Here is a 14,597-nt window from a genome sequence, read left to right on the forward strand (position 1 = left end):
CTGGACGAAAGTCGGCTCTCCTAACCCTCATGTGGGTCACCAAGACCCCATAACCGATAAGTAACGCCAGCACGATAAGAACTTTTGGGTCTTTAAAAGCATTGAATGAAACGTGCACGGTTTGTGACCTCTAAATTTGAAGTTACTAACACACAGATTTAGGAGATCTAACCGTGCACGCTAACTCTCTAGTCAAGCAGTTGCTTGACGTTAAAGGTGTCATTGTCAACGATATTTTTATCTCAAAAGATGAAATTGTTGTAGATGTCAAACTTGCACGATCCAAGCTCGCATGTCCAAAGTGTTGTTGAATAAGCCGTAAATTCAAAACAAAATACCGCTACGACATCAGAACTTATCAACTCTCGCTGGAGACATCTTGACATGGGAATACGTCGTACTTGGATCTCTTGTGCCCTACGGAGACCGAAATGCCCCAATTATGGAGTAATCACTGAGTCAGTGCCATTTGGGTGACCGGTATCGTAAATCTCGCTTCACGAGAGACTTTGAACATCTAGTTGCCGGCTCAACCGCAAAGATGGATAAAACAACAGTTACGAAGCTCACCCGGATTGCTCAGAAAACAGTTGGTACGATCTGTGAGAGAGTAGTAGCCAAAGAGATCGATCCAAAGCGACTAGAGAAGCTCTCAATAATAGGGGTAGATGAGATTGCCTATCGTAAACACCATAAGTACATAACCCAAGTTATTTAGAGCCCGTAACAGATCATGAAACTGGAAAGATCGTCTATGGAGCAGAAGGAAAAAGCGCTAAGAGTCTAGATGGGTTCTTATGTGAGCTTGGTTCGCAACGTTCCAAGCTCTCACACAAGTAGCAACAATGGACATGGGACCAGCTTTTGCTAAAGCTTTCGCTGATCGCACACCAGATACTTAGGTCGCAACCTCGATCCTTTTCATGTCGTTAAATTGGGCACTGAGGCCCTGGAGGAGGTAAGATGCGACCTATGGCGCCAACTGAGAAAACTTCCTACTCCAGATTACGCCCGTAGGTTTGTGAGTGCAAGATGGGCATTACTAAAGAATCCTGGTGATTTGACTCAACGCCAAAATGAGACTCTACGTCAAATAAAGTCAACCGCTGCAATACTTCTAAAGCCCTTAGAGATGAAAGAATCCCTAAGAGGGATATTCGGTAGTGGATTATCCAATGACGAAGTAGCTGAGTTCTTGGATTCCTGGTGTGCTCGTGCTTCACGAGCACAGATACCTAGCTTTGTCAGATTATCAAAGACAATTCGAACCCATAAAGATGGAATTATGGCTGCTATTGAGCCCCCTAGCTTGAAAAGGGTGTCTCCAACGGAAGGCTTGAGGGTCTAAACAATAAATTAGATCCGCCATTGCTAGATGCTATGGTCTTCACTCTGCAAAATCAACACTTGGCTTGGTGATGCTTTCATGCGGTCCGATTGATCTCAAGCTCCCCTACGAAAGGGTTGCTTGATCCACATCTATGTTAGGAGAGCCCGAAAGTCTACGTTTACTATTTGATGTGTAGCTTTGCTGGCCCACCAGCAGTTGCGATTTATAAAGTTACCGATATTTAGCAATTTTTAATGATGTTTGATTGGGCCTATGGGTAATTTTTATGAAGATTTGAATTGACTGGGTAGACTTAATCCGAGGGAAAAAAATTTACGGACATGCTAGCTAAATCAATAGGTTGGCGAGTTTGAGCTCGCGGAAGCGTCAAATTCTCAGATTGAGTTGATCTGAAGTAATGAAGACGTGGGTTTATTCTTTTAGATATTGGTGAGAGTATTTAATATCTTATGGGACTTTTATCTCACGATCTGAATCTATATGACCAGATAGTATATTGCTATAGGTTGCCCGATAAAAGTACTCGACGGTAGTTTTGGTCAGGAATTACACAAATAAGTGATGATCAGCTTTAGTTTGTATATAGGCAACACCGGACTTTTGAACAGCATGAGAGTGATCTCGGGCGAATCAGTCGTTGATTGAATTCGGCTGAAATATTGCTCATAAGTCACTTGGTTCCGTTGTTATCGAAAACGCTTTACGAGGTTGAATTCACTCATAGATGTTCTCATTCATTACAAAAAGGTGGTTTCAAATACAAGGGCATTTGCGTCTAAAAGATTGTTAGCGGCCTTTGTGGAATCATAAGTACCCAAAGGAAGGTTTTAGAAACCGACAATGTTTCAATCCAGCAATTCTTGACGCTTCAACAAATGTAAATATTTTTCTACCCGATAGATCTCTCCGCCAACTGTAAAAGCCAAGGTCACGCACATCGGTAACGTAAGATTTCAGGAAGGCACTAGCGTCAAAGCTATAGATGCATTGAGGGCTTCTCACCGAAATAGATGTCCTGCCTCCCGTGCCAAGCACAACAGAAAGAGGCATAAATGGCTTATCAGACGGTAAATCCATATACAAATAAGCTAGTGCAGAGCTTTCCATACGCGTCAGATGCTGAGATCGACGCCGCAATCCTGAAATCTCACGAGGCGTTCTTGAATTGGCGTACCACCGGGTTCGCAGATCGATCGAAGGTCATGACGCGAGCAGCAGAAATACTTCGAGCTGATAAGCGTATGTTCGCGGATGTGCTGACGTTAGAGATGGGAAAGATATCCGCTGAGGCAGAGCTTGAAGTAGAACTTTGTGCCGACATCTTCGACTACTTCGCCGAGCACGGCGAAAGTTTCCTTAAGGATAAGCCCCTTGAGGTCAAGGGCGCTAAAGAGGGTACTGTGACGATTGTATTCGAACCGCTCGGAGTTATCTATTGCATTGAGCCGTGGAACTTTCCTTACTACCAGGTTGTGCGCGTTGCTGCTCCACAGATCCTCGCCGGAAATACTGTCTTACTAAAGCATGCGAAGAACGTGCCGGCTGCGGCACAGGCAATGCAGAAACTCTTCAATGATGCTGGGCTTCCCGATGGCGTCTTTACCAACCTATTCATATCGATTGCCTCTACCGATCACATTCTGGCAGATCCACTGGTGCGAGGAGTTGCGCTAACTGGCAGTGAGCGCGCCGGCACGATCGTGGGCGCCGCTGCTGGTAAGAACCTGAAGAAGGTCACGATGGAGCTCGGTGGTTCGGATGCATTCATCGTTCTCGAGGACGCCGATATCGACAAGACCGTTAAATGGGCGGTAATGGGGCGGCACTGGAACGCCGGGCAGGTGTGCTGTGGGTCAAAGCGGCTGATAATTGTGGATGCAGTATACGACGAGTTCATGGACAAGTACCGTTCTTCAGTGGCGGCACTGCGCGCTGGTGATCCGCATGATCCAGTCACGCAACTTGCTCCGCTGAGCACGCAAAGTGCAGTCGATATGCTCGCCGAGCAGGTGAAGACGGCTATCGACAGTGGTGCGACCGCAGAGAGGCTAGGCGAAGCAGTCCCTAAGCAGGGAGCGTTCTTCCAACCGACCATCCTCACCGATGTGAAGCCGGATAACCCGGCGTATCAGACCGAGTTCTTTGGTCCGGTGAGCTTGGTCTTCCGTGTCGCCGACGAAGACGAAGCGATCTCCGTTGCGAATGCCTCCATCTATGGATTGGGCGGGTCGGTGTTCACTCGTGACGTGGTCCGTGGAGAGCGTGTCGCCCGGCGAATAGAGACAGGCATGGTCTTTGTTAATCACCCAACTGTAGTTAGAGCCGACATCCCATTTGGAGGTGTGAAGAACTCTGGCTTCGGAACCGAACTCACCGAATTCGGCATCCGCGAATTCGTCACTAATAAGGTGGTCGGCGTCGTTGATATCGACGCACCCTTCTAGGTGATATAGGAGCTGGTCTCGGTATTTTATTGCAGTTGCGTCGATGGAGTTACGCCGTTTTTTCTTTACGTCGCTGTCGTGAGATAGCCGAGACTGGCAGTTGTTGGCCTGTCATCATGCGTGCGTGGTTGACGATATCGAGATGATTCTGTTACCCGTCTTCGATCTCGGAAGCTAAATGTTATTCGTGATTGCCAATTAGTTTTCTAAATTGGAAGTCCAAAGTGTGGTCATCTGATTTTATTGGCGAGATAACCCGAAACCATGGTGCGCGATCCTGCGGTGGAATGAAGCGCACCATTTGCACCTCGATCATTTAGTTAGCTATTTGGTAGCTACTTGGCTGGGTAGCGTTCACCCCGGAACCGTGAAGTTAGCCATAGCAATGCCTAAGAGCACTTCCTTGATTCATCGGTTCCAGTGCGAAAACGTGCACGAATCCTGGTCATCTGGTGGCGCTTTATGCAAAGAGGAGTATTGTGCGGATATTTGTTAGAAGTTTCGATACACTTCACTTCGGATACCGATTTCCACCACTAAGACGATAAGTTGGTCGTCGTCGATTGCATATAGCTCGGTAGTCGCCAACGCGTAATCGCCAGATCCCAAGAAAGCCTTTAAGGGTTCGAAGTTGCTTCCGCGTGGATCCGTCTTGAGTTTGTCGGTGAGCGCCCGACAGAAGGCCCCCGGACTAGAGTAGGTTCGCTTTCGTTCACTCATGTTGTGCGCCTGTTTCGTGAGGCTAATTTAGCGCTAGCAGCTTCGAACGGTGTGTCCCGCGCCTCTTGCATCCATTTTGCCGCCTCCTTGTCGCCGACGAGGTCGAGCAGCCAACGAAGAAGAGAGACCATCGTTGCGGCGTAGTCCGAATCGACCGGCGTGGGGGACAAGGCTCGCAGCGAAGGCTCCGGGGAGTCGAAGCCCTGGCGGATGGCGTGGCAGTAATTCCCAAGACTGCAATGGGACTCTATCCGGTTGTGTTATTGCAGTGTTCACTACAGAGTATTTAGAAGTATTCAAAATTTGGATTGAATCTAAATCGGATGGGTGACATCGCATCAAAACAGGGGGTTTTAATGCGACATCGCATCAAAACAGGGGGGGTTTTAATGTGATACAACATTAAAACAGGGGGGGTGGTATTAGCGTAGAATCATGCGCGACGATGAAATTCGTACTCGACTTCGTGAGAACAACCCATGGTGGCAAGCGGCCGCAGCCGGGCGAGATCCTGATGGGTGGGCGTTGGACGATCGCTCTCTTGTGTCGCGAAAGTCCTTTGATTTGGGATATCGATCCAACCTCCTTCACGATGTCGCCAACGGAGACGTGGATGATAAACTTATCGTTCTTCGAGGTCCTCGTCGTGTCGGAAAGTCTGTCCTTCTAAAAGACACGGCATTGACACTTTGCGGACGAAGTGACATCGATCCGCGCCAACTCATCTACGTTGCACTCGATGGTATGACGCTAGCCGACCTGCGCCGAGTGGTCCGTCTCGGTCGTGAACTCACACGTTCAATGGGAGAGCGTCGGCGAATTTGGCTCCTCGACGAGGTGACCGCGGTTAAAGGCTGGACGGCGGAGCTCAAATATCAACGCGACAATACTCCGTTTGGTAACGACACCGTTGTGTGTACGGGGTCATCGTGGGATGATAGCTCAAATGTCAAGAGAGATCTAATGGCGGGTCGATCGGGGGAACGTTCCAATCGGCGTTCACGTATACTTCATCCGATGTCGCTACGTGATGTACTGATCGCTACGAATCGCCTGAATCCATCCTTTGAAAAAGTACGTCCGTGGGAGTTGCAATCCCCGGACGCACTTCGTATCGTAGAAACACTCGAACCATTCGTAGACGAACTCGATCTCGCGTGGCAGTCTTATTTAACGTCGGGCGGGTTTCCACGAGCTGTAGCCGAGAACCATAACACGGGGGCGGTGAGCGACTCGTTTCTAGAAGATCTTGCGTCGTGGTTGCACCGCGATGTTGATCCCGATGCCCACGATGACTCGGTTCCACGGCTGCTTTCGACGATCGAACAACATTGCAGTTCCCCTCTTTCTAGGAAGACTTTGGCGGAGGAGTTGGGTTACGCCGATGGCAACGGATTCGATGTTCGTTTGAATCGACTTACACACGCCTATGCGGCGCTTTGGTGTCACCAGATCGATGTGGATGGGAATCGCAAAAGAGGTTCGCAGTCCAAGATGTATCTGGCTGATCCACTGCTCTCGTGGATTGGTCCTCGTCTGAGGTCTGGGATTCCTTCGCCAGACTTTACTCGTCTCACTGAAGCGGCGCTTGCGGTTTCGGTAGCTAGGGCAGTCGATGATTTGCAAACGGGACGTTGGGAATCCGACGATGCAATTGGCTATCTTCGGACTGGAAGTGGCAAGGAGATCGACTTTTCAAAGGTTCCAATTCCAAGTCCCTCTGGTGTCAAGCAAAGCGTTCCAATGGAATCGAAGTGGGTGTCGACTGGTTGGCGAGCCGAGGCAAGGTCAATCGAGGGTTATTTTTCGTTGGGAGTTGTGGCTACACGTACAATATTGGACACTTCTCATCCGGCATGGGCAATTCCTGCGCCAATTGTGGCACTTTTGCTTGAGTGATGTGGGCTTTGAACTCTCGGCAAGCAGTTTTAGCGTAAATAAACCAATAAGGTCGATATTGTTGCCAACGCCTTGAATCCGATGCGCTTTTGATTTTGCAGTTCGCCGCTTTATCCTCCCATCTTGACACCTAACGGTTCCCACGTATTCCTTGAACGATAAATGAAGCCCGTGAGATAGGTACTTTGGGTCTCGTTATTCGTAACCTCTCCGATTCGAGGAGTTGTATGGTGAAATACTCCCCGCCCTTACGGACGGGACTTTCCGGCGCAATTTCATGCATTATTCCCAGTAAAGACCATAACGGTTGAGTTTAGTAGGTTCTTTAGGTTTACCATGTATTATACTTTCATATAACTAATTTGAAAAAGGAGCGTAGTGTATACAACGAATCTTCGTAAGGTCGGAGGGTCAGTCATGCTTGCCGTTCCCCCTGCTCTCCTCGATCTATTACACCTACATTCAGGTGAGACTGTCGGAATTGAAATAGATAACGATCGGCTAGTAATTACAAAAGCTCCGCGAGCACGATACACCTTGGAAGAATTGCTAGCTCAATGTGATGGATCAGTGGAACTATCTCAAGAAGACCGGGTTTGGCTTGATTCAGAGCCCGTAGGGAACGAGCTACTTTAGTGGAACGTGGCGATATCTACCTTGTGTCGCTTGACCCAACTTTGGAACATGAACAAAGAGGCACACGTCCCGTATTGGTGGTATCAGCTACTGCATTTAATCGAGTCGTTAGGGTCCCTATAGTCTTGCCCATTACAACAGGAGGTAACTTCTCCAGGACGGCGGGTTTTGCTGTGTCACTCCAGGATGCAGGAACGAGTACCAACGGAATAGTCAGGTGTGATCAGCCGTGTGCTATTGATTTAGGAGCCGCTAATGCCCGTTGGTTGGAAAAGGTTCCAGGATCAGTTCTCGACGAAGTGCTGGCGAAGCTTGCTCCGATATTTGAATGAGAGAAACAGCAGACCTTCTAAGTTTGCCATTGAAACAGTGGCTCGTTGAAAATGTTTAAGGTTGCGGCGTCGATTCGGGGTTAGAAGTTTGCCTGAGTAACCTCCTTGAGTATCGCAATATCAAGGGTCTGGTCAACTACGATTCTTTTTAGAGAGGAGTTCTCAATGTTTGAGTTCCTTGAGACGCTTTACGTCGTTGCCTTTATTTCCGCCGTAAGTGCTCTTCCATCGGTGCCAGGTCGCCTCGGCAACACCAAAGCTCCAGGCAACCTCGCTTGCAGTTGCACCTTCATTGAGCATTTTGTCCCCTTCGGCGATCTTTTTCAACACCTGTTCTGGGGTATGTCTCTTGGACTTCATGAAATTTGCCTCCAGCTACGTCATGGATACAAAAATCGCGTTAGTGGTGGATTGATAAAGTGGGAGCCTTCCAGCTAGACAATTGGTTAGACCTGAGTTCGTTCCAAGGTAAAGCCACTATTCAATTTCGGGGAGTTGACAGCGAAGGTTGCGAGACCTGAGTGTTACCAGTTACACGTTGAATATGACAAAGTCCAATCAATACGTCAAGACAACTATCTCGGTTCCTGTTGAGGTGTATGCCCGTGCGACGCGCCGCGCTAAGGAACTGGGTACCAGTCGTTCGGCGTTCTTTGCCGGTGCAGTAGAGAAGGAACTAGAAGCGGCTAACTCATCGGCTGGCGTGATTGACCGCATTAACGCAGTGGTCGACGCCGTCAATGACGACACGAATGAATTCTCGACAACCGCGGCTCACCGTCTGTTGGCAAAGGACGACGGCACGAGGTGGTGATTCAGCGAGGGGAGGTGTACTGGGTGGACTTAGGAGAACCACAAGGGTCGCGACCCGCGAAGCGTCGACCCGTTTTGATCGTGTCTGATGACCTTTATAACTCGAGCAAGTTGGCCACCGTGGTGGCTGTAACCTTCACCAGCACACTCCACCTCGGTGATATGCCGGGTAACGTGCACATCGCCGAGGGCGAGGCGGGGATGACGCGCGCATCGGTGGCTAACGTGACGGCCCTTGTCACATTGGACAAGTCCGAGCTCGGACGCCGTACTGGCCGTGTGCGACCACTCACTCTCGAACGCATCGATCATGGCCTACGGGAGGTCCTTGGGCTTTGAGTGTTAATTGGTGTCAGGAAACGTTTGCCACTCCCAAAGTGAGCTTCATGACGAGTTCGTCCACTTGGTGGAGGTAATTTCAAATTTCTTCGATTTTCGATCTTGAACACGGCAATCGTTGGGCGCCACAAGCGTGAACGTTCAGAGCCTTATAGTGGGCCGCCCGGAGTTCGATCTGGCACCTTGAGAGTGTTTCCAGAACGTCCAGGGACGTCCATCAGCCTCGAAATCTGCTCGCCGGACGAAGTGCAATGTCCACCAACGTCCAATGACGTCCTCTCACGTTTGAATTCGTGGCTAACAACATAGATCCCGTTGTGGGTTCGCGGTTCGACCAGAAGATTGTGCGTATCGGCCTGCAGTTTTGGGACTAGCGCAACTTAACCTGAATCCACAGAAATGGACCAGCTTGAGCCCTTCGGTGTGACTTCAAGTCGGTTTTTAGGAACTGATTTAGGTTTGACGGAGGGTCTATGGCTTAAATCTGGTTTCAGAGTGCCAAATATGACCTAATCCCTTTGTGGTTGAGCCTGTTTGGTCATTTTTGAGATTGTGAAATCTCATTTTGGGTATAGTGACCTAATCCCTTGTCTTCTAGAGCAGTTCCTTCAAGTAATATTCAGTGTGTTAGGTAACCAGATGTTCAGGTGATGGCGATCTCAAACTTTCTGATCCGATCAAGAGCCTCTAAGAACTTATCCTTATAGTGCCAGTGTTCTTCAAGATGCAGTATTACTTTTCTAGCTGAACGAGTGATATGTCCTGCGATCTGAAAGTAACACCGTCGAAGCTTTGGTGTGGTTATTACAGTTTCTGTAATAGCACCTATTCGTGCCAGGTTGTGTGCAATTGCACCGTGCCAGGTTGTGTGCAATTGCACCGTGCCAGGTTGTGTGCAATTGCACCGTGCCAGGTTGTGTGCAATTGCACCAATGGCTAATTAGACCAGAGCCAACCAAACGGCATTAGCGTTCATGTATCTGGATGGAACATGATTCCGCCTAGAACCTCCTTTGAGATCCTTGATGACTAGTTCGATCTGGGCATGTGCTCGGTGATCAGCCTCAAGGAAAAGCGTTTCGCCTTGTCGATCGGTAATAAATGCGTGATAGTCATAGTCACTAAATAGTGCCAGCTGAGACCCTGGAGTAGGCTTGACCCTTCGTACGATAAGACGAACGTCTTGTCTATCTCTTGCAAATGCGCGATATTTCACTTCTGCTACATCAGCTCCACCTTCAAGCCAATAAGGAATTGAAGTCCATGTTTCTTCTGGTATGGCTGCAATAACCTGCTTCAATCGTTTTGACATCCGTGTTGTAATGCAAATGCGCACATCACCCGCACTAGCTGCGTCTCTAACGGCTCTTGAGTAGAACCCAGAGTCAAAACGCATGGTTATTTCACCAGTTGCTCCAGCGGCTCTCGCATTGTTGATTACCTGAGTTACAAACTCTCCGGCACCACGGGCGGTATTGGCATTGCCTTCACGTGTCACTATTCCAAGAATGTCACCTGTTTTACCAACAGCTGCTAGGTGTGGGTGATACCCCCTTACTTTGGTATAACCAAATCCAGCTCCTTCTTTTTTGTTTCCATATACCTGACATATCGTGGAATCAACATCAATGGTGAGTGACTCATCACCTGGACCTGCTCCAGCTAGCCAGGCTCGTTTTAGCAACAAAGCTGCAACTCGTTCAACATCTGCGATGTCACTGGTCTCAAAACTACGCAAGAAGACACCAAACCTAGATGGTGCTGGCATTATCTGACCAAGGATAACTTGCGCTTTTGGGCTTTCAAGGATTGCAGTGTCATCAATGCAATCACCACCGGCCAAGATAGATGCGACGATAGCCATAGCTTTTCTGCCAACATTTGCTCGTCCAGGACGATCCTCTAGGTCAATGTGTAAATCAAAGAGATCCCTAAGGCCAAGTCTCTCAGCAAGGGTGATAGGGAGTATTAACCCACTGTTGGAAACTGCGTTCGAATCGTCAAAGGTGACTATCAAACACTCTAAAGCACTAGTAGATGCTTGCATCTAAAAGGTGCTCCTTGAACTGATGGATTTGAAGTGTCTTCAAACATCATTCTACCAGGTCAGAGCACCTTTTCTATGTCTAAATCAAAGTCGATCGGCTAAATTTTCGGTGGATCCAGGTTAACTCGGAATACCCTTTAGAGCCTGGACGCAACTCCTTCATTTTTTTGTGACGTGATGTCTTCCCTGTATCTACCAACGGGCGCCGCAACTGTGGGCCTCGGTCACAGAGCAAGCAGCGACAACTTGTTCATAATAATTATGATCGAGATCATCGAGCCAGGACTGCACGAGTTCGAGATTCACTTCCAGCGCGAGGAAAGTATATAATATGTAGGCTGCATAACTCAAGGGTTGTTAGAAATTTGCCATACAGGGTGTCGCCAATAGGAATAACATAGATTCGTAACCGGAAGGCGCAATGGCCATTCCTAGTAGTAACAATTCCTGGACTTATGCATCAAAGTAAACCATTGCCACCAAATAAAACTATGGCCCACCAAAATCGCATATCCCGTAATCCATTTACTTTTACCGACTCTCGAGAATCATCAGGTCGCAAAAAGTTGTCCATCGCAACTCCCAACATACTACTAACATCGGTAATTACCTTGTAATAATTGCACTCATGACCATCTCCCCGTAGAGTAAGGATCCCTAGGTGTCAAGATAGTTGGCATTTATTCGAATAGAATACCAACCATGCAGGGCGAGAACTTTGATCGAACACGATGAAGCCTTATCCAAAGGATCAAAAAGAAGCTGTTGTCAAGAGGCTGAGGGAGCTGTTGTCAGATCCCAATGCACCCAGAGGTGCAATCGCCGATTTGGCTAAACAAGTCCAGATACCAAAGACAACTATCTACATCTGGAATCGTGAATTAAAGGACCAGATAGATCGCCAAGATCCAACTAAGCGAACTCCAGCCAGTTTATGGAGCTCAGAGGATAAGTTTCGGGCCGTACTCGAGACTGCTGCCATGTCTGAGTTGCAACTTGAAGAATACCTTCGCACTAAGGGAATTTTGAAAGAAGAGCTAAACGACTGGCGTATTACCTGTTCAAAGGCGAATGATAAAACCGGTGAAGCTATAGCTAAATACAGATCCGAATTAGCTAGCGTGAAAATAAAAACTAAGAAGCTGGAGTCAGAGCTAAATAGGAAAGAGAAGGCACTCGCAGAAAAGACAGCGCTGCTGGTGCTGCGGGAAAAAGTCCAGGCGATATGGGGGGACAAAGAGGTCGAATGACCTTTCCCTCAGATCGCCTACTTGCAGTAGAACTTATTGAGGAAGCTCATAACGGCGGAGCTAGGCTTAAACTAGCGGTCAAGGAACTCGGACTGTCACTGCGTAGCTTTCAGAGATGGAAATCAGAAGGTAGCCTAACCTATGACAAGCGTCCCTTTGCCACTAGGGCTAAACCCAGCTTTAAACTATATTAATTTCCAGTGTCAAGAGATCTTAGATACCCTAGATAAACAAGAGTTCTCGTCACTTCCTTCAGGTCAAGAAAGTTCAAGCCTAATCTGATCAGGGAACCGTGTGCTATGAATGCTAACCATAGGTCGACCTTTTGAGCTTCCCAGTCAAGCAATGCAATATGAAAGATGAGGAGAAATGCCTCTAGCTCGCTGGCTCTTTCGATATCAACTTACGACAAAGAGATATCAAACCGGCACGAGCCGCGTTGTTATTGAGCCAAGATGATGAGCGTTTCTTTTAGGGGACGGAGATACTTCCTTCGGTAAGTTCTACGAAGATGAGTAAAAGCCAACGATGCGATGACGCATCGAAATCCCTATGGATGACATCACAACCAAGGCAGAATAAATGCCTTTTGATTACTCTGGCTGGTCGGTCGTTTCAGGCCAGACGGGTCTCTTGTTAAGGCGGCATGAGCGAGTAAGGCGTATAAGGGCAAAGTAGGGGTGCAGCAGTGGCAGGGTAGGAGATTTCGTATTGAACTCACGAATTAGTCTTGTAGCTTTTCCGTAAGGAAACCCAAGAAACCGAAGTTCGCCGAGGCAAAAATCTAAAGGTAAGAATGCCGGATGTCATGCAGCAGCGCGAAGTGCACGGTAGTAGTGACGTCGGTCTTGTAAAGAGACTTTGAGTAAAGGCGCGAGGCTGTTGCTGGCAATAGGGTACTTCGAAACGCAGTGGCGCGTTTGCTCGCCTTCGGTGTCGAGGCCACCAAATGGTTTCGATCTTCCACTGTCTCTGCCATACAGGCATTGGCACCGAGCATGGCGGGGTGGTAGACCGTGCACATATCGGCCTTTGCAATTTCTACGCGGTGGGTGTCAAAGTTGTCAATCCCGGTTACCGGCATGGCGAAACTTGGAAGCTACTTATCTATAGTAACCATGGTTCCAATGGATCAAGCAATGAGGAGCCTTCCACTTACACATGGCGGTCAGCTCTCACTCTTACCGTACCCTTTTAACCAGATTAAATGCAAGCTGTTATATGTCAAAACCACTTCGTTTGCCTGATTCTTGAGAGTGTGTGAAAAATGCACCCGTCCGCTATCATTGGCCGAAGTCAAACTTTTTTCAATAATCTCTACGGTGAGCGCAACGGTATCTCCAGGTCGCACTGGTCGTTTCCACCGAACCTCATCGACGCCAATCCCAATCTTCATAGAACCTTCCACTAAGCCCAGCTTGAGAAATAGCCACCAGGCGATGCTGAGCGTATGAAATCCGGACGCAATGAGACCTTTGAAAGACCCATCTTCAGCATATACGCGATCAATATGCATCGCCTGTGGATCATATGAATGGGCAAAAGTGATTATTTCAGCTTCAGTAAAGGTCCGACCGCCACCAACGAAAGTTTGGCCCACCTCAAAATCATCAAAATATATTGCCATTGGTTTTCTCCTTCTTGTTTAACTTTAATTTGCCTTGGCTTGTAGCACCTTGGTAGGGCCTGTCCGATCGCTAGAATTTTCGCAAATAATGTGACTTGCGCTGCAGTGCAGTGCATTCCTTGCTCCATTTCGACAGTTACACGGCGGCAAATATTGGTTGGGTAATATCTCGTAGCATTTCTGGGTGCAGGCCACAACCGCTCTGGATGGCGGCTCACTTAGCGGCACGCGAACCCGATGCTCAAGCTGAGAGTACCCTCTGCGCCCTACGTATTGGTCGAAAATGATTGCATCGAGATGAAGGTCGGTTGAAGCTAGTAACATTGGCAAGGATAGTTCTTACTCTTCGGTGGGGTCAGCAACCAGCAAATCACGCTCGACATTCCACCCGAGCGGCCACTTCTTCTCCGCAACGGTACCGGCAGCATCAGCGAATGCCCGCAGAGCAACTAACACAGTTTGGCGGTCCACTAAGGGTAAACGTGCCAGGATCACTTCCAGTTCTGTGCGGCGTTTTCTAGTTACCTCAGTAACGATCTTGCGTCCCGGCGAGGCAAGTGAAACTCGGACTATCCTTCGGTCAGTGTTAGTCCTGCGACGTTCGATCAAACCCTTTCGCACGAGCCGATCACACATTCTTGTCGCGGTCGAAGGGCTCACTCCGAGCGCTGTAGCAAGCTCTGCCAGATTCTGAGGCCCACGGGCAGCCAATTCGACGAGGACCCTATATTGGACCAGGGTTACCTCTTCGTCAACGGTGGCAAGCGAGCGTGCAGCCACTGCGACTAGGGCACGGCTGGCCGCCAAGACCGCGTCGACCAGTTCCTCTCCAGCATCTAACGATTCCTGGTTAGCAATATTTGTCATTAGCATTCATTGTATATGGCTATACTTGCCATATGCAAGTAAATTTCCTCAGAGAACGGTCTGGTATTCGTTTCGCACCCAAGAAGAAGAGATTGAGGATAAGAAAATGAAGAAGGTAACTAGGGAGACGCCTGAAGTATCTCACATTGCTTTGAACGTTGATGGCTTAAGAAATCTCTTCCCAACGACCTCCGTCGCACATCAATCGCCGCGTCAAAGAGGCGCTAAGGCGAAAAACAATGACGGCCTCGTCGTCAGCGCGTTGTGTTCGC

The 14,597-nt window shown here is 48.5% G+C and carries 17 protein-coding genes and 1 pseudogene; 10 read left to right on the plus strand and 8 right to left on the minus strand.

From position 1 onward, the window contains the following. The first annotated feature begins 469 nt into the window (after positions 1-469). The 3 genes and pseudogenes from ACIDITHRIX25_RS72530 to ACIDITHRIX25_RS72540 all read left to right on the plus strand — a co-directional run bounded on the left by ACIDITHRIX25_RS72530 (position 470) and on the right by ACIDITHRIX25_RS72540 (position 3,795). The gene (locus ACIDITHRIX25_RS72530; RefSeq protein ID WP_052605479.1) at positions 470-718 is read left to right on the plus strand and encodes a helix-turn-helix domain-containing protein; all 249 of its coding nucleotides are present in this window, start codon (positions 470-472) and stop codon (positions 716-718) included. A 204-nt stretch (positions 719-922) separates the two neighbouring features. After that, positions 923-1,348: pseudogene (locus tag ACIDITHRIX25_RS72535) on the plus strand (ISL3 family transposase); the annotation flags it as partial. A gap of 1,055 nt (positions 1,349-2,403) precedes the next feature. Continuing rightward, on the plus strand, positions 2,404-3,795 hold the full coding sequence (locus ACIDITHRIX25_RS72540) for an NAD-dependent succinate-semialdehyde dehydrogenase (protein WP_201732527.1): 1,392 nt from the start codon (positions 2,404-2,406) through the stop codon (positions 3,793-3,795). A 492-nt stretch (positions 3,796-4,287) separates the two neighbouring features. Here the strand turns inward: ACIDITHRIX25_RS72540 and ACIDITHRIX25_RS72545 are convergent, their stop codons facing one another. Next, positions 4,288-4,515 carry a type II toxin-antitoxin system RelE family toxin gene (locus tag ACIDITHRIX25_RS72545; RefSeq protein WP_052604416.1) on the minus strand — a complete coding sequence of 76 codons (228 nt, stop codon included), beginning with the start codon at positions 4,513-4,515 and terminating at the stop codon, positions 4,288-4,290. Between the two features lie 33 nt (positions 4,516-4,548). Beyond that, positions 4,549-4,815, minus strand: a complete 267-nt coding sequence (locus ACIDITHRIX25_RS72550; RefSeq protein WP_213333399.1) for a hypothetical protein — start codon at positions 4,813-4,815, stop codon at positions 4,549-4,551. 135 nt (positions 4,816-4,950) lie between these two features. Here ACIDITHRIX25_RS72550 and ACIDITHRIX25_RS72555 point away from each other — a divergent pair, with 135 nt between their 5' ends. The 3 genes from ACIDITHRIX25_RS72555 (at position 4,951) to ACIDITHRIX25_RS72565 (ending at position 7,382) form a co-directional block, all read left to right on the plus strand. Then, positions 4,951-6,414 carry an AAA family ATPase gene (locus ACIDITHRIX25_RS72555; RefSeq protein WP_052604415.1) on the plus strand — a complete coding sequence of 488 codons (1,464 nt, stop codon included), beginning with the start codon at positions 4,951-4,953 and terminating at the stop codon, positions 6,412-6,414. Positions 6,415-6,792: 378 nt separating this feature from the next. Further along, positions 6,793-7,050: an AbrB/MazE/SpoVT family DNA-binding domain-containing protein gene (locus tag ACIDITHRIX25_RS72560; protein WP_052604414.1), complete on the plus strand. Its 258-nt coding sequence runs from the start codon at positions 6,793-6,795 to the stop codon at positions 7,048-7,050. Then, complete coding sequence (locus tag ACIDITHRIX25_RS72565; protein WP_052604413.1) at positions 7,050-7,382, plus strand: type II toxin-antitoxin system PemK/MazF family toxin; 333 nt, start codon at positions 7,050-7,052, stop codon at positions 7,380-7,382. The genes ACIDITHRIX25_RS72560 and ACIDITHRIX25_RS72565 overlap by 1 nt, the downstream gene beginning before the upstream one ends. A gap of 162 nt (positions 7,383-7,544) precedes the next feature. Here the strand turns inward: ACIDITHRIX25_RS72565 and ACIDITHRIX25_RS72570 are convergent, their stop codons facing one another. After that, complete coding sequence (locus tag ACIDITHRIX25_RS72570; protein ID WP_082058441.1) at positions 7,545-7,742, minus strand: transposase; 198 nt, start codon at positions 7,740-7,742, stop codon at positions 7,545-7,547. A 148-nt stretch (positions 7,743-7,890) separates the two neighbouring features. Between ACIDITHRIX25_RS72570 and ACIDITHRIX25_RS72575 the strand changes: the two genes are divergently transcribed. Both ACIDITHRIX25_RS72575 and ACIDITHRIX25_RS72580 read left to right on the plus strand, forming a co-directional pair. Then, positions 7,891-8,196 carry a hypothetical protein gene (locus ACIDITHRIX25_RS72575; RefSeq protein ID WP_152625830.1) on the plus strand — a complete coding sequence of 102 codons (306 nt, stop codon included), beginning with the start codon at positions 7,891-7,893 and terminating at the stop codon, positions 8,194-8,196. Further along, a complete protein-coding gene (locus tag ACIDITHRIX25_RS72580) occupies positions 8,190-8,534 on the plus strand; it encodes a type II toxin-antitoxin system PemK/MazF family toxin (RefSeq protein WP_052604411.1) in 345 nt (114 codons plus the stop codon). Before ACIDITHRIX25_RS72575 ends, ACIDITHRIX25_RS72580 begins: the two co-directional genes overlap by 7 nt. 643 nt (positions 8,535-9,177) lie before the next feature. Here the strand turns inward: ACIDITHRIX25_RS72580 and ACIDITHRIX25_RS72585 are convergent. Then, positions 9,178-9,414: a hypothetical protein gene (locus tag ACIDITHRIX25_RS72585; protein WP_052604410.1), complete on the minus strand. Its 237-nt coding sequence runs from the start codon at positions 9,412-9,414 to the stop codon at positions 9,178-9,180. A 60-nt stretch (positions 9,415-9,474) separates the two neighbouring features. Then, entirely contained in the window at positions 9,475-10,581 is a 1,107-nt protein-coding gene (locus ACIDITHRIX25_RS72590) for an IS1380 family transposase (protein WP_052604409.1), read from the minus strand. 731 nt (positions 10,582-11,312) lie between these two features. Between ACIDITHRIX25_RS72590 and ACIDITHRIX25_RS72595 the strand changes: the two genes are divergently transcribed. Together ACIDITHRIX25_RS72595 and ACIDITHRIX25_RS72600 are read left to right on the plus strand one after the other, a co-directional pair. Next, a complete protein-coding gene (locus ACIDITHRIX25_RS72595; RefSeq protein ID WP_052604408.1) occupies positions 11,313-11,831 on the plus strand; it encodes a hypothetical protein in 519 nt (172 codons plus the stop codon). After that, complete coding sequence (locus tag ACIDITHRIX25_RS72600; protein WP_052604407.1) at positions 11,828-12,025, plus strand: hypothetical protein; 198 nt, start codon at positions 11,828-11,830, stop codon at positions 12,023-12,025. Before ACIDITHRIX25_RS72595 ends, ACIDITHRIX25_RS72600 begins: the two co-directional genes overlap by 4 nt. 590 nt (positions 12,026-12,615) lie before the next feature. Here the strand turns inward: ACIDITHRIX25_RS72600 and ACIDITHRIX25_RS72605 are convergent. The 3 genes from ACIDITHRIX25_RS72605 to ACIDITHRIX25_RS72615 form a co-directional block, all read right to left on the minus strand. Continuing rightward, positions 12,616-12,915 carry a hypothetical protein gene (locus ACIDITHRIX25_RS72605; protein ID WP_052604406.1) on the minus strand — a complete coding sequence of 100 codons (300 nt, stop codon included), beginning with the start codon at positions 12,913-12,915 and terminating at the stop codon, positions 12,616-12,618. A gap of 84 nt (positions 12,916-12,999) precedes the next feature. Further along, positions 13,000-13,458, minus strand: coding sequence for a MaoC/PaaZ C-terminal domain-containing protein (locus ACIDITHRIX25_RS72610; protein WP_052604405.1), 459 nt, complete (start codon positions 13,456-13,458; stop codon positions 13,000-13,002). 339 nt (positions 13,459-13,797) lie between these two features. Continuing rightward, positions 13,798-14,325, minus strand: a complete 528-nt coding sequence (locus ACIDITHRIX25_RS72615) for a MarR family winged helix-turn-helix transcriptional regulator (protein WP_200891175.1) — start codon at positions 14,323-14,325, stop codon at positions 13,798-13,800. Positions 14,326-14,597: the final 272 nt, after the last annotated feature.

It is taken from the genome of Acidithrix sp. C25 (assembly GCF_904848545.2).

What these genes read in the sequence shown, in the direction of transcription:
- ACIDITHRIX25_RS72540 (WP_201732527.1), top strand. Translation starts at nt 2,404, where the DNA reads ATGGCTTATCAGACGGTAAATCCATATACAAATAAGCTAGTGCAGAGC.
- ACIDITHRIX25_RS72545 (WP_052604416.1), bottom strand. Translation starts at nt 4,515, where the DNA reads ATGAGTGAACGAAAGCGAACCTACTCTAGTCCGGGGGCCTTCTGTCGG.
- ACIDITHRIX25_RS72555 (WP_052604415.1), top strand. Translation starts at nt 4,951, where the DNA reads ATGCGCGACGATGAAATTCGTACTCGACTTCGTGAGAACAACCCATGG.
- ACIDITHRIX25_RS72570 (WP_082058441.1), bottom strand. Translation starts at nt 7,742, where the DNA reads ATGAAGTCCAAGAGACATACCCCAGAACAGGTGTTGAAAAAGATCGCC.
- ACIDITHRIX25_RS72590 (WP_052604409.1), bottom strand. Translation starts at nt 10,581, where the DNA reads ATGCAAGCATCTACTAGTGCTTTAGAGTGTTTGATAGTCACCTTTGAC.
- ACIDITHRIX25_RS72595 (WP_052604408.1), top strand. Translation starts at nt 11,313, where the DNA reads ATGAAGCCTTATCCAAAGGATCAAAAAGAAGCTGTTGTCAAGAGGCTG.
- ACIDITHRIX25_RS72600 (WP_052604407.1), top strand. Translation starts at nt 11,828, where the DNA reads ATGACCTTTCCCTCAGATCGCCTACTTGCAGTAGAACTTATTGAGGAA.
- ACIDITHRIX25_RS72605 (WP_052604406.1), bottom strand. Translation starts at nt 12,915, where the DNA reads ATGCCGGTAACCGGGATTGACAACTTTGACACCCACCGCGTAGAAATT.
- ACIDITHRIX25_RS72610 (WP_052604405.1), bottom strand. Translation starts at nt 13,458, where the DNA reads ATGGCAATATATTTTGATGATTTTGAGGTGGGCCAAACTTTCGTTGGT.
- ACIDITHRIX25_RS72615 (WP_200891175.1), bottom strand. Translation starts at nt 14,325, where the DNA reads ATGACAAATATTGCTAACCAGGAATCGTTAGATGCTGGAGAGGAACTG.